20 protein-coding genes and 1 pseudogene are annotated in these 25348 nt (G+C 59.7%); 8 read left to right on the forward strand and 13 right to left on the reverse strand.

What is annotated here, in order from left to right; all coding sequences use genetic code 11:
• Positions 1–11 precede the first annotated feature (11 nt).
• From ACWHTU_RS13230 to ACWHTU_RS13270, 9 genes are all read right to left on the reverse strand, one after another.
• Complete coding sequence (locus ACWHTU_RS13230) at positions 12–914, reverse strand: hypothetical protein (RefSeq protein WP_447859843.1); 903 nt, start codon at positions 912–914, stop codon at positions 12–14.
• A gap of 32 nt (positions 915–946) precedes the next feature.
• Positions 947–3463 carry a hypothetical protein gene (locus ACWHTU_RS13235; protein ID WP_447859844.1) on the reverse strand — a complete coding sequence of 839 codons (2517 nt, stop codon included), beginning with the start codon at positions 3461–3463 and terminating at the stop codon, positions 947–949.
• Position 3464: 1 nt separating this feature from the next.
• Positions 3465–4427, reverse strand: a complete 963-nt coding sequence (locus tag ACWHTU_RS13240; protein WP_447859845.1) for a hypothetical protein — start codon at positions 4425–4427, stop codon at positions 3465–3467.
• Between the two features lie 196 nt (positions 4428–4623).
• Positions 4624–6021: an HlyD family type I secretion periplasmic adaptor subunit gene (locus tag ACWHTU_RS13245; protein ID WP_447859846.1), complete on the reverse strand. Its 1398-nt coding sequence runs from the start codon at positions 6019–6021 to the stop codon at positions 4624–4626.
• A 111-nt stretch (positions 6022–6132) separates the two neighbouring features.
• Positions 6133–8310 carry a type I secretion system permease/ATPase gene (locus ACWHTU_RS13250; protein ID WP_447859847.1) on the reverse strand — a complete coding sequence of 726 codons (2178 nt, stop codon included), beginning with the start codon at positions 8308–8310 and terminating at the stop codon, positions 6133–6135.
• Positions 8311–8342: 32 nt separating this feature from the next.
• Positions 8343–8660 (reverse strand): hypothetical protein, encoded by a 318-nt coding sequence (locus ACWHTU_RS13255; RefSeq protein WP_447859848.1) that lies wholly within the window; start codon positions 8658–8660, stop codon positions 8343–8345.
• A gap of 170 nt (positions 8661–8830) precedes the next feature.
• A complete protein-coding gene (locus tag ACWHTU_RS13260; protein ID WP_447859849.1) occupies positions 8831–9109 on the reverse strand; it encodes a response regulator transcription factor in 279 nt (92 codons plus the stop codon).
• A gap of 16 nt (positions 9110–9125) precedes the next feature.
• The gene (locus ACWHTU_RS13265) at positions 9126–9467 is read right to left on the reverse strand and encodes a hypothetical protein (RefSeq protein ID WP_447859851.1); all 342 of its coding nucleotides are present in this window, start codon (positions 9465–9467) and stop codon (positions 9126–9128) included.
• Entirely contained in the window at positions 9464–10126 is a 663-nt protein-coding gene (locus tag ACWHTU_RS13270; protein ID WP_447859852.1) for a MarR family winged helix-turn-helix transcriptional regulator, read from the reverse strand. The genes ACWHTU_RS13265 and ACWHTU_RS13270 overlap by 4 nt, the downstream gene beginning before the upstream one ends.
• Positions 10127–10345: 219 nt before the next feature.
• Here ACWHTU_RS13270 and ACWHTU_RS13275 point away from each other — a divergent pair.
• Together ACWHTU_RS13275 and ACWHTU_RS13280 are read left to right on the forward strand one after the other, a co-directional pair.
• A pseudogene (locus tag ACWHTU_RS13275) lies at positions 10346–10600 on the forward strand (uracil-DNA glycosylase); the annotation flags it as partial.
• Between the two features lie 15 nt (positions 10601–10615).
• Positions 10616–12058 (forward strand): uracil-DNA glycosylase family protein, encoded by a 1443-nt coding sequence (locus tag ACWHTU_RS13280; RefSeq protein WP_447863363.1) that lies wholly within the window; start codon positions 10616–10618, stop codon positions 12056–12058.
• Between the two features lie 23 nt (positions 12059–12081).
• On the opposite strand, the gene ACWHTU_RS13285 is transcribed toward ACWHTU_RS13280, so the two are convergent.
• The 4 genes from ACWHTU_RS13285 to tldD all read right to left on the reverse strand — a co-directional run bounded on the left by ACWHTU_RS13285 (position 12082) and on the right by tldD (position 16297).
• Complete coding sequence (locus tag ACWHTU_RS13285; protein ID WP_447859854.1) at positions 12082–12561, reverse strand: hypothetical protein; 480 nt, start codon at positions 12559–12561, stop codon at positions 12082–12084.
• 68 nt (positions 12562–12629) lie between these two features.
• The gene (locus ACWHTU_RS13290; protein ID WP_447859855.1) at positions 12630–13343 is read right to left on the reverse strand and encodes a dienelactone hydrolase family protein; all 714 of its coding nucleotides are present in this window, start codon (positions 13341–13343) and stop codon (positions 12630–12632) included.
• A 95-nt stretch (positions 13344–13438) separates the two neighbouring features.
• The gene (locus ACWHTU_RS13295) at positions 13439–14827 is read right to left on the reverse strand and encodes a TldD/PmbA family protein (RefSeq protein WP_447859857.1); all 1389 of its coding nucleotides are present in this window, start codon (positions 14825–14827) and stop codon (positions 13439–13441) included.
• Between the two features lie 33 nt (positions 14828–14860).
• Entirely contained in the window at positions 14861–16297 is a 1437-nt protein-coding gene (tldD, locus tag ACWHTU_RS13300; RefSeq protein ID WP_447859859.1) for a metalloprotease TldD, read from the reverse strand.
• 215 nt (positions 16298–16512) lie between these two features.
• On the opposite strand from tldD, the gene ACWHTU_RS13305 reads away from it, so the two are divergent.
• From ACWHTU_RS13305 to ACWHTU_RS13330, 6 genes are all read left to right on the forward strand, one after another.
• Positions 16513–17310 (forward strand): isoprenyl transferase, encoded by a 798-nt coding sequence (locus ACWHTU_RS13305; RefSeq protein WP_447859860.1) that lies wholly within the window; start codon positions 16513–16515, stop codon positions 17308–17310.
• The gene (locus ACWHTU_RS13310; protein WP_447859861.1) at positions 17307–18188 is read left to right on the forward strand and encodes a phosphatidate cytidylyltransferase; all 882 of its coding nucleotides are present in this window, start codon (positions 17307–17309) and stop codon (positions 18186–18188) included. Before ACWHTU_RS13305 ends, ACWHTU_RS13310 begins: the two co-directional genes overlap by 4 nt.
• A gap of 117 nt (positions 18189–18305) precedes the next feature.
• A complete protein-coding gene (locus tag ACWHTU_RS13315; RefSeq protein ID WP_447859862.1) occupies positions 18306–19466 on the forward strand; it encodes a 1-deoxy-D-xylulose-5-phosphate reductoisomerase in 1161 nt (386 codons plus the stop codon).
• Positions 19467–19551: 85 nt separating this feature from the next.
• Positions 19552–20943: an RIP metalloprotease RseP gene (rseP, locus tag ACWHTU_RS13320; protein WP_447859863.1), complete on the forward strand. Its 1392-nt coding sequence runs from the start codon at positions 19552–19554 to the stop codon at positions 20941–20943.
• Between the two features lie 137 nt (positions 20944–21080).
• On the forward strand, positions 21081–22796 hold the full coding sequence (locus ACWHTU_RS13325) for a proline--tRNA ligase (protein ID WP_447859864.1): 1716 nt from the start codon (positions 21081–21083) through the stop codon (positions 22794–22796).
• A gap of 228 nt (positions 22797–23024) precedes the next feature.
• Positions 23025–25340, forward strand: coding sequence for a GspE/PulE family protein (locus ACWHTU_RS13330; protein ID WP_447859865.1), 2316 nt, complete (start codon positions 23025–23027; stop codon positions 25338–25340).
• Positions 25341–25348: the final 8 nt, after the last annotated feature.

Here is a 25348-nt window from a genome sequence, read left to right on the forward strand (position 1 = left end):
TCCTTTCCTAATCAAAGAGATGGCTTCGGCTTTAACACTTGCTGGACGAATTCATTCGTCATCTTTTTGGGAACGTTTGGGCAACCATGCTTCCATTCAAACCCGATCCCTGCCGGATGTAAGTCACCAAGAAAATATTCTCGCCTCACAGCCAGTACTTCTTTCGTTCTCACGTCCAGCACAATCACCTCGCCACCAGCAATTCCCAGCTCTCGATCGTTTGGACGATCAATGCCGCGCCATGTATAACCATATTGGCTTTTAAGCATTTGGGTTTCTTCTGTAGCAACGATATAAGGAATCCTTTGGTGACGACCGTTAATCCAAGCTGAGAATGTCCTGCCAGTACTTGCTTTTGGATCTCTATAATATCGCCTATAGTTATCCGTGCTTTGATCCGGCAATTCTAAGAACTCATATTTTCCGATTGGTGGTTGGACAAAATAATCTTGCGGTGTATGAGGGTCTAATGAGTAGCCAGCAGGATCTTCCAATGCGTACAGATGCCGATGCATCGAGTCCATAACCTCTTCTCGTGGCCGCATCTGAAAGATGCCCTCCACATTCTCCACCGCCTTGAAGATAAACTCCCCTGCCTCGGTCTTGCAGAGATGCTCGAAGTATTCCTGCGGCGCCATGCCGGGTTTGTACCCACTGTCCTCCGGCACCGGATTGGGAATCTTGATCGAGTGCGCGAAGCGGCCCTCTGGTGTTGCAAGTGGATCGGCCGGTTTAAGATTCGGAATCGCGCATCGTGAATCTGTAGGCTTTAACTTCTTAGAAATGCAAAGCTCAGCCATTTCGTTCACAACCTTGCGAAACCGTTCCCCCGGTGTCTCGGCGAACGAGACACAAGATAGGACCAGAAAGCAACCCATCATGGTCACCATCAGACTTGATACTTTGTTTTGCATGCTGCTCGCCTCCACTGAGTATTTAGTCCCCTTTATGCCACCGAAACGGACTGACGATCATAGCTACCTCTTCCAAACAGGCCCTCGATCATCTCCTCCCCGTACACCTGATCATCGCCCGCCCCGCTGATCACCATATCGTTCCCACCCAACGCATGAATCAGGTTGTGGTCGTCGCCAATGGACGGCACCAGCCGCCCAGGGTCGGTCGTGGTCGTGGTGTTGTTCGGATTGTCATCGAAGAAGGGCGCGTGGACCGGCTCGTAGATGGGGTTGCCCTCCGGATCGGTGCCGATCTGCTGGTAATGATCCACTTTCAGAAACTCGCTCCGCGTGGCCGCGGCATAGGCCGGCAGCTCAAACAGGCGGATCCCGAACTGGCCGTTCTGAAAATGCTCGTTCAGGGTCAGGACCCCATTGACTACCAGATCGGTCCCCGAGAAGGCATAGGTAAACCGCCCGTCCAGGCTCGTATAGGCCCCGCCACCGGCCTCGCGAATTCCACCCTGCAGAAGCTGCTGATCAAAGAAGATGGCATTCTGGCCGTGCGCGTCTTCGATCCGATCTAGTCCATCGCCGGAGGTGTAGAGGTAGGTGTCGAAGCCCGTCCCGCCCCGCAGTTCATCATCACCGGCCCCGCCTACGAGAATATCTTGGCCCGCGCCGCCTTCGAGATAATCCGTGCCACCCTGCCCCAACAGCACATCGTGACCACCGCCACCAAACAACTCATCGGCCGCGCTGTCGCCGGCCACCGTATGGCCGTCGTCGGAGTCGAAGACGAAGTGCCGGTCCGTGGTCAGCACCGAGTCGGTCGTGATCTCATAACCCGTGGCCACATCCGTGAAATGAATGGTCCCCTCGGAGGTCTGGTGGTCAAGCTGATTGAGCGCAATCTTCTCCTTCAGAAACCTGGCGCGGTCATCGAGATAGCGAGCCGTCAGCGTACCCGTCCCCGTCGCGTCGTCAAACACATCGAGGCCGCCGCCTTGCACATGCTCGGCATACAACGCATCGTTCGCGGATTCTGTGTTTGCCACCACGGCAAACGGATTGAGTTCTCTGAGCGCGTAGCGATAGGCCAGCCCCGCCGGGGTGTTGGCATCGGCGATGGCCAGAATGGCGGCATGGTCCAGCGCGGGGTCTGTCAAATCGTCGATCGTGAAGACGACCCCTTGGGCCTGCAGGGCACTCACGCGGTCTTTGACTTCTTGGATCGCCGCATACATCTGGTTGAGGTTGGCCAGGTCGCCGAATCCGCCCACACGCGAGTTGACGGGCAATGGATCCGCCGGGGGCACTGCAGGGTCCCGAAAGAGTTTCCGAAAGGCATCGACCGTTTTTTCGAGGGAATCGCCCTCCGCCACATCCGACACGTTCAGCGGTGCCACCGTGTCCGCTTTGGTATTGGAGGCGGCCTTGATCAGCAGTTCCGCACTCGCTTGCCCATAGCGAGCATCGATGGTCTGGATCAGCTCCTGAACCGCGAGCGAATCCACGATCAGCGTGAGGGAATGGGTATTGCCGCTTTCGGTGAAGCTCGGGAGCGGCATCCCCGCAATCAGCGGCTGGCCTTCGATAAACACAGGAATCGCCGGCGCATGCACGCCCGCATTGGCGACAAACTGCACATCCTCAGTAGTCGCCTGGCCGTAGAGTTGGGTGATCTTCGCAAAGGGCCCCTGATCCTGCACGTCGCCTGGTGACGGCAAGGAGGCCACTCCCGTCGGCGAGAACAGCGCCAGCGTGGCCGCTTTCGCCCACTCGTACCGGGGATCGCTGTAAAGAGTCGGCGCCCCTGGGTCGAACGGACGCCAGCTCGATCCCTGTTGGGCATAGAGCGCCTTGGCTTGGTCGTATGTCGTGTCGCGGGGGAAAGAGTCGAGCGCATTGTCCGGATTCTCCAAGACCGACCGGAAATACGTCAGCATGTCCTGGATGCGCGTTTCCTCGGCAGCCAGCCCCGGCACATGCCCCCGCCCGGGCCCGTTGAAAATGTAGGTATGCGTGACGTCGCCCTCGTGCAATTCGGTAAACACGGTGGCCAGATGGCCACCGAGGGAATAGCCGGTCACGTTCAGCACGGCCCCCACCGGCAGCGTCCCGCTCGCCTTGAGCGACTGGTAATAGGCCTCCATGGCGACGAGCTGCCCAAAGGCGAAGCCGAACGCGCCGATCTCCACGTCGGCCCCGAAGAGGTCCCGCTCGCGATCCCCGCCTTCAGCTACCGGCGCGGATTCCGTGCTGCGGAAGGACAGCGTGTATTCCCCGGTCGTCCGATCCCGCAGCAACGTCGCCGAAAACCCCGTGGCATCGTTGGCGTGGTGGTCGAGGATTTGGTAGCGCTGGGTGAATTGCTGCGCTTGCAGGGTCGTCATCCTGGTTTTGCCGGGCAAGACATCTGTGCCGGATTGGTCGCCGGGAAGATTGTTGTTTCCCATTTTCAGAACGCGCTCCAGCGATAATTCTCCTGATAAAAATCTATGAATATAGGATTCTGTAGCCATCTGCTGAAGAGCGAAATCGAGCCAGATGCGAATCTGCGTCATGTTATTTCTCCTTCCCTGAAGCGGAGCTGTTTACGGGCTTGAGAATTTCCTTGATAAAAAGATGTTCGCGCTTAGCGCCTGGGCCTGGACAAACACGGCTGGTCAGCCACCAGATGCCTGTTAGATTTTTCATCCATCCACTTCGAATAAAACCGCGCCTTACGGCCAAGACCTCCTGAGTTTGCAAATCAAGGACAACTAGTTCGCCCCCAGCAATCCCGAATTCTCGATCATGCGGACGGGTAATCCCACGCCACGTGAAGCCATAACGACTTTTAAGGGCCGGAACGATGGCTTCCGCCACGACATATGGGACGAAGACCGATCGCCCATTGATTGCGGTCTGATATTGGCGATCAGTATGTGCGAGTGCGTCGCGGTAATATCGCTTGAATTTTCCGGTGGCTGCACCCGTCGTCAAAGGACTGCTCAACGGCATTTCGAGAAACTCATATTTGCCCATAGCCGGTTGAACATAGGAGTCCTGTGGAAGCTCACTCTCACCAACAACCTGTCCATACGGATCCTCCAACGCATACAGATGACTCAGCTCATCATCCGTGGCCTCCTTCCGCGGCCGCATCAGGTACAGCCCCTCCACATTTTCGACCGTCTTGTAGATGAACTCCCCCGCTTCCGTCTTGCAGAGATGGTCGAAATACTCCTGCGGCGTCATGCCGGGTTTGTAGCCACTATCTTCAGGGACAGGGTTGGGGATTTTGATCGAGTGCGCGAAGCGGCCTGCTTCCGTCGCCAGCGGATCGGCGGGTTTGAGCTTGAGGATGTCGCAGGTCCGATCCCCGGCCTCTACCCGCTTCCGCTTTGCACAGGATTCCGCAAACTTCTTCATCTGCTTCTCAAAGTGCTCCCCCGGCGTTTCCGCCATGCTGACAAACGCCGTGAGCAGAACCCCGGGCAAGACCGTCAGCACGCCAACCATAACCCCATACACGCGGCTCATCATTCCGTGTGCCTCCTTTCATCCCATTGCGCACGGAGTTCTATCGTCCACACACTGCCAGCACCCCCAGCAACGAATCTCCCAACCCAACCTTCGCGTGCGACTCCTTGCGCCAGTGGATTTCGTCATCGCCAAGCTTCGGCGCGGCGCCGATCAGGTTCTCGACGACGCCGCCTTGGTCATAAAACGATTTGGGCTCTTACCGTTCCCGCAAACTCTCTTTCACCGCCTTCAGCAGCGGACTCAACAGATACTCGATGACCCGGCGTTGGCCGGTTTTGATCTCCACCGTCACCGCCATGCCGGGCGAGAGATTCACGTGTTTGCCTTCGACCTGAATCGTCGCGCGGTCCAGGCTGACCCGTGTCGGGTACACCAAGCCGACCTTCTCCAGCGGCGCGGCGTCATCGGAGACACTGAGGACGGTGCCTGGAATCGTCCCGTAGAGCGTGAACGGGAACGTTTCGACTTTGATCTCGACCGGCTGGCCTTCTTTGACAAACCCCACATCCTTGTTTTCCACCTGCGCTTCGACTTCGACCGGATGGTCCTGTGGAACGATGATCATGAGTGGCTGCGCCGGCGTGACGACCCCGCCCAGCGTATGGACCGCCAGTTGTTGCACCACGCCGTCGATCGGGGAGACGAGGCGTTGCAGGTCCGTGCGCTGCTCGGCTTTGACCACCTCCTGTGCCAGGGAGGCCGCTTTCGTTTCGGTCGCGGAGAGTTCGGCCTGTTTGGTTTGCTGAAACTCCGACACCAGGACGCGATAGTGCTTCTCCGCCTCCGCGAGAGCCGCTCGATCCTGGACGAGCTTCTTCTGCTGGCCCGTCAGCTCCTGGGCTTTGTCGATGCGCTGCTCCTCGAATTGCAGGTAGTCCATCTTGGAGACAAACTGGTTCTCGAGCAGGTGCTTGTAGGCCGCTGCCCGTTCGGCTTCGATCGGGACGGTGGCTTCCAACCGCCGGATGTTCTCCTGCGTCTGCGCCAACGCGGCCTTGCGTTGCTCGATGAGATGCCGGGCCGCCTCGACCCGGGCCTGATATTCGGCCAGTTGATCGCGGAGCAATTGCCGCTGCAACATCACATACTTAGGATCGGCATCCGCCGGCGGGTCGAACGTGCTCCGGCCGGCGATCAGGGCCCGGAGCCGTGAGGCCTCCACCGTCGCCGCGCGGTATTCATTCAACGCGCGGTCGCGATCAGCCCGGTTCTGCGTCGGATCCAGCTCGATCAACACGTCGCCCTGCTTCACCACCTGGCCGTCTTGCACATGGATGGCTCGGACAAGACCGGACTCGAACTGTTGGATGACCGGTTGGATGACCTTGGAGTACCCGCTGGGGATGATCTTGCCCTGGGCCGTGGCCACGATGTCGATCCAACCGAAATACGCCCACAAAACCGCCGCCGTGAACACGGCCAGGATGACCCAGAGGATCGCCCGTCCGATGGGCGAGGGCGGCGCCTCCTGAATCTCCAGCACGGCCGGCAGGAATTCCATGGCCTTGTCCGAGGGCATGGTCCGCGGCGGCCGACTGACTTCGGCCTGCCAGGCCGCGCGCCAGACGGCGAGATGGCGCCGGAGATTGATCATTTGTCCCTCGTCACGTGTGGCCGCTCTGTGGCGATGAGCGGTGCAGCGAGAAGCTCTCTCTTCCCCCCTCACCCTTCCCTCTCCCACGGTGGGGAGAGGGTTGACGTGCGGCTACCCCACTGCAAACCGTCCTTCCTGATGTGTGTGCAGCCGGGCATAGAAGCCGTTCTGCTTCAATAGGTCGTCGTGTGTGCCTTCTTCGACGATCTCGCCCTTCTCGATGACGTAGATGCGGTGAGCGGGCCGCACCGTGCTGAGCCGATGGGCGATGATGATCACCGTGCGGCCCTTGCGCATCTGGGCCATGTGCTGCTGTATGATCGCTTCAGATTCGTAGTCGAGGGCGCTGGTGGCCTCGTCGAAGATGAGAATGCGCGGATTGGCCACCAGGGCGCGGGCGATGGCGATCCGCTGCCGCTGCCCGCCGGAGAGCGAGCAGCCCTGTTCGCCCACCATCGTGTCGTAGCCTTCAGGCAATTCGAGAATGAAGTCATGCGCGCCGGCGAGCTTCGCTGCCTCGATGACGCGATCCATCGAGAGCGCGGGATTGGTCAGCGCGATGTTGTCCCGCACAGAGCAGTTGAATAACAAGTTCTCTTGCAGCACGACGCCCACTTGCCGCCGCAGCCAGGACGGATCCACTTGCGCGAGATCCACCCCATCGACCAGCACCCGGCCCCGTTCCGGGACATAAAGCCGCTGGATCAGTTTGGCGATGGTACTCTTGCCGGACCCGGAGCGGCCCACGATGCCGATGACTTGGCCCGGCTCAATCGCGAACGACACCTTGCGGAGGACCTCCGGCCCATCCGGCCGATAGCGGAACGTGACCTCGTCAAACACGATCCGCCCGACGACGCGCGGCAGCGTGGTCCGGCTGGGGCTGTAGGAGGGCTCCGGGCGGGTGTTGAGCACATCGCCTAGTCGTTGGACGGAGATGCCGACCTGCTGGAACTCCTGCCAGAGATTGACGATCCGTAAGAGCGGCCCCGTGACTTGGCTCGACAGCATGTTGAAGGCGATCAACTGGCCGATACTGAGATCTCCGCCGATGACGAGAGAGGCCCCGGTCCAGAGGACAGCGATCGTTGTGATCTTCTGAATGAACGAGGCGATTTGGCTGGTCACGGTGATCAGACTGGTCGCCCGGAAGCTCGCCCGCACATAGCCGGCCAGTTGTTCGTCCCAGCGGCGCTGGAGCGGCGGCTCCACGGCGAGCGCCTTCACGGTCTGAATCCCGCTGATGGCCTCGACCAGAAACGACTGATTCTCCGCCCCGCGATTGAACTTCTCGTTCAGCCGTACCCGGATGATGGGCGTGATGACGAGTGACAGAACGGCATAGCACGGCATCGACCCCAGGACGACCAGCGTGAGCAGCGAGCTGTAGACCCACATCACCGCCAGGAACACGACCGTAAAGAGCAGGTCGAGGACCACCGTGACGGAATTGCTCGTGAGGAATTGCCGGATGTGCTCCAACTCCCGGACCCGGGCGACCGTGTCTCCCACCCGACGCGCTTCAAAGTAGGCCAATGGCAAGGCCAGGATGTGCCGGAAGAGCTGCGCGCCTAATCCCACATCGATCCGGTTGGTCGTATGGGCGAAGAGATACGTCCGGAGTCCGCCCAGCGTCGCCTCGAAGAGCGCCAGCGCGACCATGCCGATGGCGAGCACATGCAGGGTCGTGAAACCCTTGTGGACCAGCACCTTGTCGATGACGACCTGGGTGAACAGCGGCGTAAGGAGTCCGAACAGTTGCAGGACGAACGACGCGAGCAGGACTTCGCTGAGCAAGCGACGGTATTTGACAATCGCCGGGATAAACCAGGTGAAGTCAAACGTGAGATCCTGCGGCCGGAGCTGCACCCGTTTGGTGAAAAGTAGCAACTCACCCGACCAGCTTTGTTCGAAGTCCGCCCGCGCCAGGATCCGCGGACGCCCCCCGACGGGGTCGTGCACCAAGACCTTCTCAGCCTCGACCTTGGCGAGCACCACATACCGCCCGTCCCGACGCTTCGCGAGTGCCGGCAGCGGCGTGCCGGCCAGCTTGGCCCATTCTGTTTGGACAAGCCCGGCCTTCAACCCCAGGTGCTTGGCGGCCCGGAGCAGGTCGCGATCGGCAAGCGGGGAGCCGGCCTCCCCGAACTGGTGGCGCACCTGCGCGCCATCGGCAGGCAAGTCATAGAAGCGTGCGATGAGCAGCAGGCAGAGGAGCCCGGTATCCTGGTCGGGAGAGAGAGGCGAGGCGGAGGCTTCTTCTGTGGTGTGCTCTGTGGCAGGGGCCATCCTCTGGCCTCCACATGGCCGGCGACAATCCGTTAAGGCTTCACTTCTCTTTTCCCCCGCACCCCGACCAGGACCTGCTGCAGTTGCTGATGCAGTCGCTGCAAGACATCCAGTCCCATTGCCACCCGCACCACGAGCTTGCCGTCGAGACTCTCCGGAATGGCTTTGCCGTCGCGCGCGGTGCGGGCGAGCATGGCGAGCCTCGCCGGCTCAATGAACCCAAAGTCGAGATAGGCAATGCCCTGCGTCACGCCGACCGTCGTGTAGTTCGCCGACACCGGCTGGTCCGCGTGCTCGACCGGTGTCAGCTTCACGGTCAAGGCGACACCTTTCTCGTTTCGTTCGGCCATGGCTTCCTCCGATATTCCTCCGTGACGCTGCCCAACCTCCTGCTTGGCGGCATGGGCCATCGCTCATGTAGGCTGTCACCTAAAAATTGTCAACGAGGAAAAAGTACCAGTTCTTGTAGGAAAATCCCTACAGACAGAAGGTTCAGGTGGGATTCGCGATCAGAGAATACTCAAAAATGTACAAGGCCCCTGCGTTCTGATGGATCCCGGACGGCTTCCTTTCTCCTCTTGAAACCCAGTTTGGCGAAGACGTGCTGCACATGATTCTTCACCGTTTGCAGTTCGATCTCGAGTCTGATCGCAATGTCCTTGTTACTCAAGCCTTTTTCCACCAACTGGAGAATTTCCCGTTCTCGGCGGGTCAGGAAGAGATATGCGGCCAGCCGCGTGGGCGAGCTCTCACCGTGCGGGACAGGAACGCTTGCACAGTTGGCGTGATATTCGTTCATGCTTCAGCCGCCGCCTTCAGCTCACAAACTTCATTCCCACCAGATAGATATCGTCATGGGCCAGAGGTAACGGGGTGACCCACCGCACTTCGGCCGACCTGGGCGGAAAAATGGCCACCGCCGGCGACACGATCTCGAGTAGTAGGATGTCCCCTACGGTCGGCGCCCAATCCAGCAGCAGGCAGAGGCCGCCGTCCCCGACGTTGATGGTCAATCCCGTCCCTTCCCGACGAGGGTCTGCATCAAGCGCCCCTCCAGGATTGCGAACTTCATAGCGTACCAATCGCTGCATCGATTGCCGTTCCCCTCGCGCGGGGACGTTCAGTCGTTCTGCCCAGTCCGGCCACTGTTCGCTCATAGTCTGGACCCCTGATTGAAGGTTTTCCAATTTCGCTCCGCCTGGGCTTTCGCCGCCGGCTCATGCTCGGCGCAGTCGATCCGCAGTAGCCGATCGCCGAACGGCGCGTTCACGAAGTCGCAGTGATGCGGCCGTTCTGGATCGTCATATACGCGAGGCCGGAAGTAGCAACAGGTCACGCACATGCGCGCAACCGGGATCTCGCTCCGCTCCTGAAGAGTCCGAATCATCTTGATCAGGATGCGCAGCAGCGACTCTTGTTCTGCAACCGGCAGTTGGTCCGCAACAGCAGCGAGAAAATCCGGCCAGCCGGCTCCCCCGTCGGCTTTGCGCATGCCCTCGGCGGTTAGGGTAATGGTTATGACACGCCGATCCACTTTCGACCGCTTCTTCCGCACCCACCCCTTGACCTCCAGCGTCCGAATGACATCGGAGGCGGTGGGCAGCGTGACCGCCAGCTCTTGTGCCAGAGCCGACATCGTTGCGCCGCGGCCGACCCGCATGCGCAGCAACGCCAAAGTTTGCCCTTGCAGAGGTGTGACCCGGCGGCGATTGGCCTCTTTCCAAGCCTGACTTTTCATGGCTAGACCGATTTTTTGCAGACCGGCCACCACCCGGTTGCTCAGCGGTTCCGTCGTATTTTCCAACTTGTCGGCCATGTGTCTGGCTCTTCTGACAATATTTAGGATTCCTTAGTAGTGAGACCCGCGACTCTAGGAAAACGCCGTGCCAACTGTCAAGCTTCTTCTTACGCACAGTCGTGTCACACGTCCCCGCAGGATGGCCTCCGTGAGAACTCTGACCGGATTGACAAGCCCGGTCTGACCGCCTAAGATGCCGGCCAATTTACACTGGTATTCCTTCCTCACGACGCGCCGATGACGCTCCAAGACCTTGCTCAATCCCTGCACAACTGCCAGCGGTGCAAGCTTTCGAAAATGGGCCGCACACAAGTGGTATTCGGGACGGGCAACCCGAACGCCAGCATCATGTTTGTGGGAGAAGCACCGGGGTTTTATGAAGACCGGCAGGGTGAGCCGTTCGTGGGGGCGGCGGGGAAACTGTTGAACGAGTTGCTGGCCTCGGCCGGCCTGTCGCGTTCAGACATTTATATCGCCAACGTCATCAAGTGCTTCATCAGCCCACGAGTGCTCATCTACACTGCGAACGGATATAAGCCGATCAAGGACATCCGGGTCGGTGACTTGGTGCTGACTCACGCAGGACGTTTTCGCAAAGTGACCTATGTCCGTCCCCATGAAGTTCTTCCACAAGGGAGCGCAGTAGTTCAACTCACAATCCGCCCACAGAGCGAGGGCAGAGGGAGGCCGGTTCGGATCACCGTGACTCCCGAACACCCCTTCCTCATCGACGGGAAGTGGAAAATCGCGCGTGATATTCAGCCGGGCGATCGTGTGGCCACGCTCGGGGATCGTTGCGAAGTTTGCGGCAAGACTTTCTTCGTCCGGTATGACCGATACGAGCAGAGGACATATCGCACCTGCAGTACCACCTGTCACAACAGGCGAGTGTTCCATGGCCCGGAAGCGAAAGAGAAACTTCGCCAAACAATGCTCCGGCAATACGCCGAAGGCCCGTGTGATCCTTCGGCCATCACGGCTCGTGCCAGTTCTCGCACGCGCGCGCTGGTTGCCACCGGGCAGGCCAAGATTCAGCATATGACAGCGGAGGAACGTTATCGTGGCCGGATCGCCATCGCGCAAAGCATAACGGAAGGAAACGGCAAGCGCCCTGTCGGTTATGGCGAGCAGGAATTGAAGGCCATCCTGGAAGAGCTAAACGTGCCGTTCATCCACCACTTCGCCTTTGCAGGTTCCGCCTTTACCTACGATTTCTGCCTACCCAGCGAAAAGATCCTGATTGAGGTTCGCGGTCCGGCGTTCTCGAACCGAGATTCGCAGGCTCGCGCCCTCGTCAAACACGAGGCGGCAGAACAACGCGGCTACTTGGTCCTCAACCTATGGTGGCAGGAAGTCGTGCACAGTCCGAACCTCGTGCGGGGACTGCTGCAACGGCTATTGAAGAACCATCACGGTGAGTACGTGTTCGTCGAGGCGACCGTTACCACAGTTGATCACCGCCGGACCCGTCGGTCATTTCCGCTTTACAACATCGGCGTCGAGGATGATGAATCCTATGTCGCTGCTGGGATCGTAAGCCATAACTGCCGGCCGCCCAACAATCGTGATCCCGAACCCGACGAGGTCGAGACCTGCAAGCCGTTCCTAATGCAGCAGATCAGTCTGATCAAGCCGAAACTGGTCTGCACATTGGGGAATTGGGCGACGCAAACGCTGCTGGAACGCAAGGTGGGGATTACCAAAGTGCGCGGACAAGCCTTCTACCAGAAGGATTTTGTAATCTTCCCCCTCCTCCACCCGGCTGCCGCTCTGCACCAAGGCGGGCTATTGGCGCCGCTACGCGAGGACTTTAAGAAACTGAAGGCCTTTCTCGATCGTCACAGCCGGCCGCCTTCCGTTGACGCGACCTCCACCGCCTCCGGCGGCACCATGCTCCATATCGAGCCGCCGCAACCGCAGGTTCAGCAGATGGACCTGTTCGGATCATAAGAAAGCCTCCTTGCTTTTTCCTCTCAGGCTTTGGCGGAATCCTTTGACGCGTGGGCGGCAGGCTGGTCGGCCTCTGCTGCGGTGGGTTGGCCTTCCTCAACGGAAGCGGCTTCTTCCTTCCCCTTTTCCGGCTCCTCGAACCAGTTGACGAGCATCTCCTCCCACCAGGCTTCGTCCACTTCCGGTCCTGGGTCGATGCCGAGGTAAGCCACATCTTCCTTTGTGACCGACGGTCCTACCTGCTGCGGCTGGAACTTCGCCCGATCAATGACTTCTTTGGTTGCATAGCCGCCAACAATCCACGTGTCCGGATCAGCGCGCCGGGACTTATAGGCTTTGAGGCCGAGCTTCAGATACATGAAAATCTGCCGTTGCACCTCGTCGCTCACGCCCGACTGCGGCAGGCTCAAGGTCTTTTCAATTTTCTTGCGCCAACGGCGGTCGTCGTAACGCGACGTGATCATTTGCAGCATTTTTTTTCCGTCTTCCGCATTCAGGGCCATTGCTCTCCTCCGCAAACAGCGCCGAGCAAGCAGCGAGCAGCCCTCAGCGATTCGCCATCGGCCACGAGCTACGCGCTCTTTAAATGTTGTTTGAAAAACGCCAGCGTGCGCGCCCAGGCATCCTTGGCTTCGGCCGGCTTGTACACATCCTTGCGCGTATCGTTGAAAAATGCGTGCGGCGCGCCAGGATAGGTCTTGATCTCGCCCGGCTTGTTATATTTTTTCAGCGCCGCCGCCAACCGCTGCACGTCCGCCTTCGTGATCCACCCGTCTTCTTCTCCATAGATATAGAGGACCGGGCAGGCCAACTTCTGAAGCGGCGTGTCCGGATTCGGCACCTGTCCGTAGAAGGGCACCGCCGCCTTAATCTCGTTATTGACGCAGGGAAGCATGAGCGCGTAGGAGCCGCCCATGCAAAAGCCGGTGACGCCGATCCGCGCGGCATCCACGCCAGGCGCCGTTTTCAGATAGTTCACGGTCGCGTTCAGGTCCTTGAGCCCGTCTTCCTGCTTCAATTGCCCCATTAGCTCTCCGGCCCGTTTGGGATTGCTGTTCGACACGACCTCGTTCTGGAACCGCGAATAGAGATCTGGCGCGATCGCTACATAGCCTTCCGCCGCGAACCGGCGAGTAATATCCTTGATATGGTCGTTCAGTCCCCACCATTCCTGGACCACGATGATTGCCGGCCGTTTCTCCTTGGTCTGCGGAGTCACCAGATACGCCCGGACCGTCACGCCGTCGCTTGGATAGTGCACCATCGTGTCTTTAATTTCAGCCATAACTCACCTCCTGCCTAGCGAACAGCTCGCAGCCAACAGCACGAAGCCGTGAGTTTGAGGCTATCCGCTACTTGCTGTCAGCTATTCGCTATCAACTAATTCCCCGCAATCGTCATCTCCGCAATTTTGATCGTCGGGCTGGCAACGCGGCCGCGAAAGACCAGATCATTCCCGATCATTTCGATGGTCGAGAACATCTGTTTGAGATTCCCGGCAATGGTAATCTCCTCAACCGGATAGGCCAGTTCTCCGTTTTCGATCCAAAAGCCGCAAGCCCCGCGCGAGTAATCTCCGGTCACCATATTCACGCCGAACCCGATCAGTTCCGTCACGTAGAGCCCTTCGCGCACCGAGGCGATGATTTCCTCCGGGCTCCTGGTTCCGGGTGCCAAATAAAAGTTGGTCGGTCCCACCGACGGGCTTTCGCCGACGCTGCGCGAGGCATTGCCCGTGGAGGCTAATCCGAGCTTCCTGCCCGAATAGGTATCCAGAAGGTAGCTTGTCAGAACGCCTCGTTCGACCACGGTCGTCTTTTTCGTTGGCAGCCCTTCGCCGTCGAACGGACGGGACCCCAACCCGCCTACCATCCGGCCGTCGTCATAAATGGTTACGAAGTCGGGTGCGAGTTTCCGGCCGAGTTGCCCGACCAAGAAAGAAGCTCCTTTATACAAGGCATAGCCGGAGACGGCGCTGCAGAGGGTGCTCAACAGGCTGGCCGCTGTTTCTTGATCAAAAATGACCGGCGCGCACCGGGTGGACATCTTCTTCGCCCCCAATCGCCGCACCGCGCGGCGGGCCGCCTCCTGCCCGATCGTCTCCGGACTGTCCAGCTTGGCGAACTTCCGTTGCACGCTATACCAAGCATCGCGCTGCATGGCGCCGGAGCCCGGCTCTGTCGCGATTGGCGACACCGATAGCGAGAAGCTGGAACTCCGGTATTCGCCTGCAAATCCGTGACTGTTCGCCAGCACGATGCGCCCGGATGAGGAATCGAACTCCGCCCCTTCCGAATTCGTCACGCGGGAATCGGCTGCAAACGCCGCGGCTTCCGCCCGACGTGCGAGTTCGATCTGGGCATCAGTTTGCAGTGCGGTGGCATCATACAGGTCCAGATCGGGGACCTCTTTGGCCATGAGTTCCGCCGCCGGAAGGCCGGACAGTTCGTCTTCGGCGACCGCCTGAGCCAGCTCGCACGTATCCTTGACAAACCGGTCCAGCGACTCCGGCGAGAAATCCGACGTCGCCGCGCTGGCCGAGCGCTTCCCGAAAAAGACTCTAAGCCCCAGGCGCTTCTCTCTGGCCTTGGTCAGACGGTCGACCGTTCCCAGCCGAACTTGCACCGACAATGTCTCCCCGTCGGCGACCAGAACGTCCGCTTCCGTCGCTCCGCAGCGCTTGGCCCGATCAAGGATATCCCCGGCGAGATCGATAAAACGGCGGTTCTTGTCCGCCAGTTCTCCTGCGTACTTGTCCGCAATTGACAATTCAGCACTCCTCACTGCACTCAGCGCTCACCATCAGACTTTCGTCCCTCCCACCGTGATCTCGTCGATCCGAATGGTCGGCAGACCGACCCCCACCGGCACCGACTGGCCTTCCTTTCCGCAAGTGCCGATGCCCTCGTCCAGTTTGAGATCGTGACCCACCATCGAGACTTTGGTCAGAATCTCCGGTCCGTTCCCGATCAGCGTCGCGCCTTTGACCGGTTTGGTGATCTTGCCGTCCTCGATGAGATACGCTTCGCTGGCGGAGAACACGAACTTGCCGTTCGTGATGTCTACCTGACCGCCGCCGAATGAGACGGCGTAGAGGCCGCGCTTGACGGACCGGATGATGTCCTGTGGCTCGGACTCGCCCGCCAACATGAAGGTATTAGTCATGCGCGGCAAAACGACGCTTTGATAGTTTTCTCGCCGCCCGTTCCCGGTCAGCGGGATACCCATCAAGCACGCATTCAGTCGATCGGTGAGATAGCCGCGAAGAATCCCCTTTTCGATCAAGACCGTCCGGCTGGTCGGCGTCCCTTCGTCGTCCATGTTTAGTGAGCCGCGCCGAAACGGTAAGGTGCCATCATCGACCACCGTGCACATCTCCGAAGCCACCCGCTGGCCGATCAGGTTCGAGAAGGCGGATGTCTTCTTGCGATTGAAATCCGCTTCCAGGCCATGCCCCACCGCCTCATGCAGCAGGATGCCAGGCCATCCGCCAGCCAAAACCACCGGCATCACCCCAGCCGGCGCATCCACTGCGTCCAGGTTCAGGATCGCCTGGCGAGCCGCTTCTCTGGCGTAGTGCAGATGCCGGTCGCCCTCCCGATACCACTCGAACCCGATCCGTCCGCCGCCGCCGAAGGTCCCGACTTGGCGGTTGCCGTTCTCTTCCGCGATGCAGGTGATCTGCAACCGAGACAACGGCTGGATGTCGCCGACCAGACGGCCCTCCGATGTCGCCACAATCACGACCTTGTATTCCGTATTGAACGATGCGATCACGTTCTTGATCCGCGGATCGTACCGGCGGGCTTCTGCATCGATCTCATTGAGAAGCGCCACCCGGTCCTTCGTCGCGACTTCGACGGCTGCGCGTTCGACCGGATACAAGTCGTGCGGCGGGCGTTCGCAGTGGGTCACCGGCAGGGCATCTACCCCTCGAGGCGAGGCGGCGATGTAACGGGCCGCGTCGGCGGCGATTTCCAGGTCTCGCCGAGTCAATTCATCGGAGTAGGCAAACCCGGTTTTTTCTCCCGAAGTGGCCCTGACACCGACTCCCCGCGAGACGCTTTTCGTCGCCCGCTTGACAATGCCTTCCTCCATGGAAACCGATTCGGCCTGCCTCGATTCGAAATAGAGGTCAGCATAATCCACATCCCGGACCTTCACCCGTCCGAGGACCTGTTGAATTTCCCGGTCGGTTAGGCCGAAATGGGCAAGCTCGACAGCGTGTTCCGTAGACATTCCAGTAAGGTTCCTTCCTCTCTCTTCATCACGAGGCGGAGTATATAAGCGAACGCCGAGGTATTTCAACGCGCGCTGGCACTCTACGGCAACACCTGCGTCCTGGATAGGGAATTCGTGAATATCGTTTGACTTTTACCAACCCCGCCAGTAGACTGTGCCCCACCTGCCGGACCTCTGCCATGGAAAGGACTGTTGTCCATTTACCCGCTCCAATGACGAAAAGCACCACGCTCGATACGGACCGCCTTTCCGAAGGCGAACTGCTCTCACGGTTGGAGGCGGACCTCCTTCCCAAGCATGTTGCCATCATCATGGACGGGAACGGCCGCTGGGCTGAACTCCGCGGGCTGCCGCGTATTGCGGGACACCGGGAAGGCATCAAGTCGGTTCGCGAAGTTATCGCTTTGTGTCTGGAACTGGGCATCCACGCGCTGACCATTTACGCCTTTTCCCAGGAAAACTGGAATCGCCCAGCGCAGGAGATCGACGCGTTGATGGGATTGTTGGAACACTATCTCGCGACGGAGCGATCCAGCCTCGTCCAACAGGGTGTCCGGTTCCGCACCATTGGACGCGTCACCGCGCTGCCGCCGTCCGCCCTTCATTGGGTCCGTACGACCGAGCAGGAAACCGCGCATCTCGACAAACTGATCCTCACGGTGGCGCTCAGTTACGGCGGCCGCTCGGAGATCATCGACGCGGTTTCTCAAATCGCCCGCGAATGCCAGCGCGGCGCGCTGCGGCCGGAAGATATCGACGAGACCTTGTTTCAAAACTACCTTTCCACCAGCGACCTACCCGACCCGGATTTGTTGATCCGCACAAGCGGCGAGACGCGCATCAGCAATTTTCTTCTGTGGCAACTCGCTTATACCGAACTGTACTTTACGCCGACGCTGTGGCCAGACTTCCGGCGGCGTGAAGCACTCCTGGCGTTGTTGGAATATCAACGCCGGGATCGCCGATTCGGTCGCGTGTTCAGCGCCGTTTCTCCCCAGATCGGATTGTGAAACAGGGAGCCGTCGAGTGTGGAGGGGAAGGCCAGCAGCCTGTCGAAACTCTACCCTCGGCGTCCAAGCGGTTGGATATCCGCCGGATCTATCCGGCGCTGATTTTCGCTCCGCTGTTCTACGTTCTGGTCCGGTATCTCCCGCCTTCCGCCTTCTTCTCCCTCGTCCTGACCGCCAGTCTGTTGGCAACGGGCGAATTTTACCGGCTGCACTTCCGCACCGAGCAGGGAGCCGTCCCGATCGTGGCGGGAGTGGGAGCCACCGCGCTACTGCTCACAAGCATGCAGTGGCCGGACCTGCTATCGGAACAGACCGTGCTCCTACTCACGGTGGTCGGGTCACTGCTGCTTCCTCTGTTTTCCCAACGGGACTTAAGTCGGGCGTTGATGGACAGCGCGGTTTTGGCGTTCGGCGTGCTCTATGTTGGGTTCACCATTGGCCATCTGCTCCGAACCCGCGCGCTGGACGGCGGCGAGTTTCTCGTTTTCTTCGTCGTCCTAACCACGTGGGCCGGGGATACGGGCGCCTATTACGTCGGCACGCTGTTCGGTCGGAGAAAATTAACGCCGACGATCAGCCCGAACAAGACCGTCGAAGGCCTGATTGGAGGGGTGGCGTGTTCCGTCTTGACAGCTTTTGGAGCCCGCGCGTGGTTTCTTCCCTCTTTGACAACGGTCGATTGCGTCGCGCTCGGGCTGCTCATGGCCGGCGTGGGGTTGGCGGGAGACCTGGTGGAATCGGCCTTGAAGCGAAGCGCGGGGGTGAAAGATTCGGGAGGATTGCTTCCAGGACACGGTGGAATGCTGGACCGGCTCGATAGCCTATTGTTTACGGCTCCGGCGTTCTACTACTATGTGACGCTGGGGAAAGGATACTAGACGTCGGTCTTGGCGATTAGCCATCGGGTGACCGCCTTAATTTAAGTAAGGAGCTCGCGGAGAAGAACTCCACGTGAATACGTGAGGCTGACGTCTCAGCGCGGAAGGGCACTCGCGATGAAGAAAATCGTGATTCTCGGGTCAACGGGATCGATCGGGACCAATACGCTGGACATCGTTGACCGATTCCCTGGAGAATTCCAAATCGTCGGACTGACGGCCGGCGCGAATGACGAAAAACTCGAGGAACAGATCCGCCGCTACAAGCCGACCGTCGTCGCCCTGTCGAACGCGTCGGCGGCCGCGAAATTGCGCGACCGCTGCCGAGACCTCTCCACAGAGATCCTCTCCGGCACAGATGGCGTCGCGGAGGTCGCGCAGGTGCCGGACGCCGAATTGGTCATTTCGGCGATCGTCGGCGGAGCCGGCCTGGTCCCGACCCTGGCCGCCATCCGCTCCGGCAAACACGTCGCCCTGGCTAACAAGGAACCGATGGTCATGGCCGGCAAACTCATGCAGGAAGAAGCACGCAAGCACGGCGTGCGGATCTTCCCGGTGGACAGCGAACACAGCGCGATTTTCCAATCGCTCGAGGGCCATCGCCGGGAGGATGTCCGGCGTCTTATTCTGACGGCCTCAGGAGGGCCGTTGTGGGACTTCTCGCGCGAGCAACTGCAGGGTGTGAAACCCGAACGGGCGTTGCAACATCCCAACTGGAAGATGGGCGCCAAGATTACGATCGATTCGGCCACCCTGATGAACAAGGGCCTCGAGGTGGTCGAAGCACGTTGGCTGTTTGATATCGCGGCTTCTCGGATCGACGTGCTGATCCATCGGGAAAGCATCATTCATTCTCTGGTAGAATATGAAGACCGTTCCATCATCGCCCAGCTCGGATTGCCGGACATGCGCACCCCTATTTCGTACGCCATGCGTTATCCCGAACGCATGCCGCTCGATCTGCCGTCGCTGGACCTGGCGGCGATCGGGAAGCTGACCTTTTTCACGCCGGACCACGACCGATTCCCCTGCCTGAATCTGGGCTATGAGGCCTTGCGCATCGGCGGCACCATGCCGGCGGCGCTCAACGCGGCCAACGAGGTTGCCGTGGAGGCGTACTTGCAGGAGGGCATCCGGTTCACGGACATCGCCGAGGTTATTCGCAGCACCATGGAAGCCCACACGCCACGGGAAATCGAGTCGATCGACGACGCGCTTGAAGCCGATCGCTGGGCTCGAGAGAAAGCCGAGGCGCTCGTCCATGCGTTGGCGCGGTGACGCCTCAGCCAAATCGTGAACTCTGAATGCTGAGCGATACGTGCTGAGTTGCCGATAAAGGAATAAGGGAGGAAGAAGTAACAACGTGTTGACGGCGTTCACATGGTCTCCGGACACCATCTGGCTTTTGGGTCAGAAGGTCTGGTGGTTTTTGGTGGTGCTCGGGGTGTTGGTGTCCTTCCACGAGTTGGGGCATTTTCTGGCTGCCCGATGGGTTGGCGTAAGAGTGCTGAAATTCTCCTTGGGCTTCGGGCCGAAACTCTTCGGGCGCCAAGTGGGAGAGACAGAGTACTTGGTGTCGGCTGTGCCCCTGGGCGGCTACGTGAAACTGTTCGGCGAGGACGAGGCCGAAGCGCTCACGCCGGAGGATCGGAAGCGGTCCTTCGCTCATCAATCCTTGTCCGGCAAAGTGCTGATCGTCGCGGCCGGCCCCGGGTTTAATTTCATCTTGGCCTATCTAATCTTTTTCGGTTGGTTATCGACGGGCTCTCCGTTGTTCGTCCCCTCGTTCCGCGACCTGAGCCCGGACGTCGAGGCGCTGCTGCCCGGTTCTCCCGCCGATCGCGCGGGAATCAAAGTAGGCGACCGGATCATTCGTGTCAACGAGCGGGACATTTCAACGCGCAGCGAGCTGTTCGACGCTGTCGCGAAGAGCCGCGGCAAACAATTGATGCTCGACGTGAGGCGGAACGGGCAGGTCAAGACGGTGCTCGTGACACCCGAGCCGGTGTCCGGACAGGAGACGGATTCGGAGGAGATGGCATATCGCATCGGCATCGAGGAAACTGCGCCCCTCGTCACCGCCGTGATGCACGGATCGCCGGCTGCGCAAGCCGGCCTCAAGGAGGGGGATCGGATCGTCAAGATCGAAGATCAAGAGATTCATACATGGTCGCAGATGACCGGTCTCGTCAAGGAAAGCCCGAATCGCCCGCTGCGCTTCGAGGTCTTGCGCGACGGCGCCCGCGTCTCGCTGACGGTGACGCCGGCTGCCGAGACGGCCGTGGTCAACGGTCAGACGGTGGAAATCGGGAAGATCGGCATTTCGGGACCTGGCCGTTCCATCATCCGCGCATCCAACCCGCTGACGGCCGTCTATTATGGACTGGAGGCCACGTGGGGCTGGACCGAGCTCACGACCATCGGGATCTACAAAATGATCGTCGGGGACATCTCCAGCAAAAACATCGGAGGGCCGCTCACCATCGCCAACATCTCCGGTGAGGCAGCGTCGCAAGGCGCGTCCAGCGTGGTCTTTTTGATCGCGATCCTGAGCATCAATCTGGGCGTGCTGAATCTGCTTCCGATTCCCATTTTGGACGGCGGGCACCTGCTTTTTTTCGCTATCGAGGCGATCCTCCGCAAACCCTTGGGCGAGCGGCAACGAGAACTCGCCCAGCAAGTCGGTTTGTTGCTCCTCGTCGGCATCATGATCTTCGCGTTCTGGAACGACCTGGAGCGGTTGTTCTACCGCTAGCCGCCTTCGGCAGTCGGCGATCAACTTTTGGCAAAGTGGCGCGGTACTCTTTTCAACGTTCGATTGACACAGTCAGCACAAGGTCCGCTTTCGGACGTGCCCCTTCAGAAGCCGAGGGCTGACTGCTCATCACACCCATGCGCACCTCGCACCTGTTCATCCCTACTCTCCGCGAAGACCCGGGCGAAGCCGAGACCGTCAGCCATCGGCTGATGCTGCGGTCCGGAATGATCCGCAAGGTCGCCGCGGGCATTTACACCTATCTCCCCCTTGGTCTCCGCGTCATCCGGAAAATCGAACACATCATCCGGGAAGAAATGAACCGAGCCGGCGCGCAGGAAGTCTTGATGCCCATCGCCTCACCCGCCGAGCTGTGGCGTGAAACCGGGCGCTGGGACTACTACGGGAAAGAACTGCTCCGCTTCAAGGACCGGCACGATCGGGACTTCTGTCTGGGCCCCACGCACGAAGAGGTCATCACGGATCTGTTTCGGCGTGAGGTCCGGTCGTATCGACAACTTCCGCTCAACTTCTACCAGATCCAAACCAAGTTCCGCGACGAGATCCGCCCTCGCTTCGGTCTGATGCGCGGGCGGGAATTCATCATGAAGGACGCGTACAGCTTCGATCGTGATGAAGAAGGAGCCAAGCTGAGCTACCAGAAGATGTACGACGCCTACACGCGCATCTTCACGCGGTGCGGGCTGACCTTCCGGGCGGTCGAGGCCGACACGGGCCTGATCGGCGGGACCTCTTCGCACGAATTCATGGTGCTGGCGGAGACGGGCGAGGAGACGATCGTCTATAGCGACCAAGGCACCTATGCCGCCAACGTCGAGCGGGCCGAAGTGCTGCCCGAACCGGAAGGGTCGCTCGAGGCGACTCGCCCGCTCCAGGAAGTCGCCACGCCGAATTGCCGTACGGTGGAGGAAGTGACCGCCTTTCTCAAGATTCCGCCGCAACGCCTGGTGAAGACCCTGCTGTACAAGACCTCCAAGGATCCGGTGGCTGTGTTGGTCCGCGGCGACCATGACGTCAACGAGATCAAATTGAAGAAAGTGCTCGGCGTGCAAGAGAGCGAACTGGCCGATCCTGAGACGGTCGCCGCGCTGACCGGGGCACCGGTCGGATTCGCGGGTCCGATCGGTCTTACACGGGTCCGCATCGTCGCCGATCATGCGGTCCGGGCGATGCGCAACTTCGTGGTCGGAGGCAATAAAGCCGACACCCACTACGTCGACGCGAACTGGGGCCGAGATTTCACCGTGGAGCGGTTCGCCGACTTGCGGAACGCTCGAGCCGGCGACCCGTCGCCGAGAGGCGACGGAATCCTGAAAGTCGCCAAAGGCATCGAAGTGGGCCACGTCTTCATGCTCGGCACCAAATACAGCCAGGCGATGAAGGCCACGTTCCTCGACCCTCAGGGACGGGAAACGTTGGCGGTCATGGGATGCTACGGCATCGGTGTCGGCCGGACGGCCGCCGCCGCCATCGAACAGCACCATGACGCCAAAGGTATCATCTGGCCGGTTCCAATCGCTCCGTTCCATGTCCACCTGCTGCCCTTGAGTCCGTCCGACCAGGTCTCCAATCTCGCCCATTCCCTGTACGATTCGCTAGTGGCCGCAGGCGTCGAAGTGCTCTGGGACGATCGGGATGAACGGGCCGGCGTCAAATTCAACGACGCGGATCTGATTGGCGCGCCCTTTCAGCTTCTTGTGGGCGACAAAGGATTGGCTCACGGCACGGTGGAACTGAAGGAGCGCCGGACCGGGGCCGTGACTAAGATCGCTCCGGACCGCGTCGTCTCCCGAATCCAGGCGCTTCTCACCGGCGGTTCCGACGGCGCATAGGGCCTCTCCCACATTCCCGGATAATCCGCTTGCTTCGGGCCGTTCCAGCCTCTCGGCCTCGCCCCGCATAAGAACCGTTTCCGCTTGCGTTCAGACCGGATTGGGCTACACTTGCAACGACGGTATCCGTGAAAGATGGGCGACAGATTCGGCATGAACACCCTCATCTCATTCGCCCGGTCAACCGGCGATAATGGATTCATCACACAGCCCCGCTAAGGCGCGAGTATGCAAGCAAAAGCTTTACCGCAGAACCTTCAAGAGCTTCAGCAAAAGGTCGAATACGCCGAGCACGTCAAGCGCATCACCAACCAGATCCACGCTGCCAGCGACATCGATACGATTTTGTTGGATTTGCACAACGATATCCTGGGCCTCTTCGACGCCGAAGACCTGACGCTCTACGCTGTCGATCCGGAGAAAAAAGAAATCTTTTCGAAGGTTCCGCACATCGACAAGGTCGAGGAGGTTCGCATTCCCATCACCGAACAAAGCCTCGCCGGCTTCTGCGCCAAGTACCTGCGGCCCGTCAACATCGCCGACGCCTACAATCAGGCCGAGCTGACCAGCATCCATCCTTCGCTCGTCCACGACAGTTCCTACGACAAGAAGACCGGGTTCCGCACGAAACAAGTGCTGACCTATCCGATCGTCGCGGACAACAAGTACCTCATGGGCGTGCTGCAGCTTCTGAACAAGAAGAGCGGCGGGCGGTTCACGCGCAAGGACGAGGAGTGCGTCGCGGAGATCGCCAAAGCGCTGGGCATCGCCTTCTACAATCTGCGCAAGCTCGCGAAGAAAACCCCGACGAAATTCGACTACCTCGTCGCCAACAACCGGATCACCCAGGCGGAACTGGACGCCGCCATCGCCGAAGCCCGCAAGGGTCAGTCCGACATCGAGACCATCCTGATCGAAAAATATAAAGTGCCCAAGGCCGACATCGGCAAATCGCTGGCGCAGTTCCACCGATGCCCGTATATCGAATACAACGAACGGACCCTGGTGGATCCCGAACTGCTCAAAAACCTCAACATCGACTACCTCAAAAAAAACCACTGGATGCCGCTCAAGCGGGACAAGACCGCCATCGAAATCCTGACCGACGATCCTGGCGATCTGGATCGGGTCCAGGACATCAAACGGACTTTCCCCGGCCTGAACATCCGGTTTGCGGTGAGCCTCCGTCGCGATATCGCCCAGTTCCTTGCAGCCGCGACCGGACAGGGCGACACGCTCAGCAAGCTCAACGAAAGCGTGTCCGACATTCTCGGCGAGCTTGTCAGCGAGGCCCAACAGGAAGCGGAGGAAGAAGCCTCCTCCACCAGCGGTCTCGACGAAAACGACAGCGCGATTGTCCGATTGGCCAACCAGATCATCGCCGATGCCTACAAGCTGGGCTGCTCAGATATTCATATCGAGCCCTACGGCGAAAAACGGGAGACGCTGGTTCGCTTCCGGCTGGACGGCAGTTGTTTCGAGTACATGAAGATTCCGCCGAGCTACCGACGAGCCATTGTTTCGCGTCTGAAAATCATGGCCAGCTTGGATATCGCCGAACGCCGCAAGCCGCAGGACGGCAAGATCAAATTCAAGCTGGGAGAAAACAAGGAAATCGAGCTGCGCGTGGCCACCGTCCCGACGGCCGGATACAACGAAGACGTGGTGATGCGTATTCTGGCTGCAAGTGAGCCGTTGCCCTTGGACAGGATGGGCTTTTCGGAACGCAATCTGCGGGAACTGAAAAAGATCGCCGAGAAACCGTATGGCATCATCCTCTGCGTCGGACCGACGGGCTCCGGGAAAACAACCACCTTGCACTCGGTGTTGGGGTATATCAACAAACCGGAACGCAAGATCTGGACCGCGGAGGACCCGGTCGAAATCACCCAATACGGTCTGCGGCAGGTGCAGGTTCACCCGAAGATCGGATTCACCTTCGCGGCGGCCATGCGGGCGTTTCTGCGCGCCGACCCGGACGTGATCATGGTCGGCGAGATGCGGGACAAAGAGACGGCCGATATCGGCATCGAGGCGTCACTGACCGGCCACTTGGTCTTCAGCACGCTGCACACCAACAGCTCGGTCGAAACGGTTACCCGGCTTCTGGACATGGGGTGCGATTCCTTCAGCTTCGCCGACGCGATGCTGGGCGTGCTCGCCCAGCGTCTGGCCAAGCGCATCTGCCAGAACTGCAAGGAACCCTACCATCCGCCGCAGGAAGAATACGAGGAACTGCGGAGCGGCTATGGGCCGGAAGCATGGGACAGACTCGGCCTCGCTTACAACAGCTCGTTCCAGCTCTATCGCGGCAAGGGCTGCGAAGCCTGCAATAATACCGGGTTCAAGGGCCGGATCGCCTTGCACGAGCTTCTCCTGGGCACCGACCGTATGAAGCGGCTGATCCAAGCGAAAGCCAAGACGGAAGAAATGCTGAAGGTCGCTTTGGAGGAAGGCATGACGACGCTGGTCCAGGACGGTATCGAAAAAGTCCTCCAGGGCCACACGACGTACAAGCAGGTCAAAGCGGTCGCGATCAAGTAACGGTGAGC

It is taken from the genome of Nitrospira calida (genome assembly GCF_976986435.1).

Coding starts and splice junctions, on each gene's coding strand:
- ACWHTU_RS13240 (WP_447859845.1), bottom strand. CDS start 4,427: ATGATGAGCCGCGTGTATGGGGTTATGGTTGGCGTGCTGACGGTCTTG.
- ACWHTU_RS13245 (WP_447859846.1), bottom strand. CDS start 6,021: ATGATCAATCTCCGGCGCCATCTCGCCGTCTGGCGCGCGGCCTGGCAG.
- ACWHTU_RS13255 (WP_447859848.1), bottom strand. CDS start 8,660: ATGGCCGAACGAAACGAGAAAGGTGTCGCCTTGACCGTGAAGCTGACA.
- ACWHTU_RS13285 (WP_447859854.1), bottom strand. CDS start 12,561: ATGGCCCTGAATGCGGAAGACGGAAAAAAAATGCTGCAAATGATCACG.
- ACWHTU_RS13250 (WP_447859847.1), bottom strand. CDS start 8,310: ATGGCCCCTGCCACAGAGCACACCACAGAAGAAGCCTCCGCCTCGCCT.
- tldD (WP_447859859.1), bottom strand. CDS start 16,297: ATGTCTACGGAACACGCTGTCGAGCTTGCCCATTTCGGCCTAACCGAC.
- ACWHTU_RS13270 (WP_447859852.1), bottom strand. CDS start 10,126: ATGGCCGACAAGTTGGAAAATACGACGGAACCGCTGAGCAACCGGGTG.
- ACWHTU_RS13290 (WP_447859855.1), bottom strand. CDS start 13,343: ATGGCTGAAATTAAAGACACGATGGTGCACTATCCAAGCGACGGCGTG.
- ACWHTU_RS13315 (WP_447859862.1), top strand. CDS start 18,306: ATGAAGAAAATCGTGATTCTCGGGTCAACGGGATCGATCGGGACCAAT.
- ACWHTU_RS13265 (WP_447859851.1), bottom strand. CDS start 9,467: ATGAGCGAACAGTGGCCGGACTGGGCAGAACGACTGAACGTCCCCGCG.
- ACWHTU_RS13330 (WP_447859865.1), top strand. CDS start 23,025: ATGCAAGCAAAAGCTTTACCGCAGAACCTTCAAGAGCTTCAGCAAAAG.
- ACWHTU_RS13325 (WP_447859864.1), top strand. CDS start 21,081: ATGCGCACCTCGCACCTGTTCATCCCTACTCTCCGCGAAGACCCGGGC.
- ACWHTU_RS13260 (WP_447859849.1), bottom strand. CDS start 9,109: ATGAACGAATATCACGCCAACTGTGCAAGCGTTCCTGTCCCGCACGGT.
- ACWHTU_RS13230 (WP_447859843.1), bottom strand. CDS start 914: ATGCAAAACAAAGTATCAAGTCTGATGGTGACCATGATGGGTTGCTTT.
- ACWHTU_RS13305 (WP_447859860.1), top strand. CDS start 16,513: ATGACGAAAAGCACCACGCTCGATACGGACCGCCTTTCCGAAGGCGAA.
- ACWHTU_RS13235 (WP_447859844.1), bottom strand. CDS start 3,463: ATGACGCAGATTCGCATCTGGCTCGATTTCGCTCTTCAGCAGATGGCT.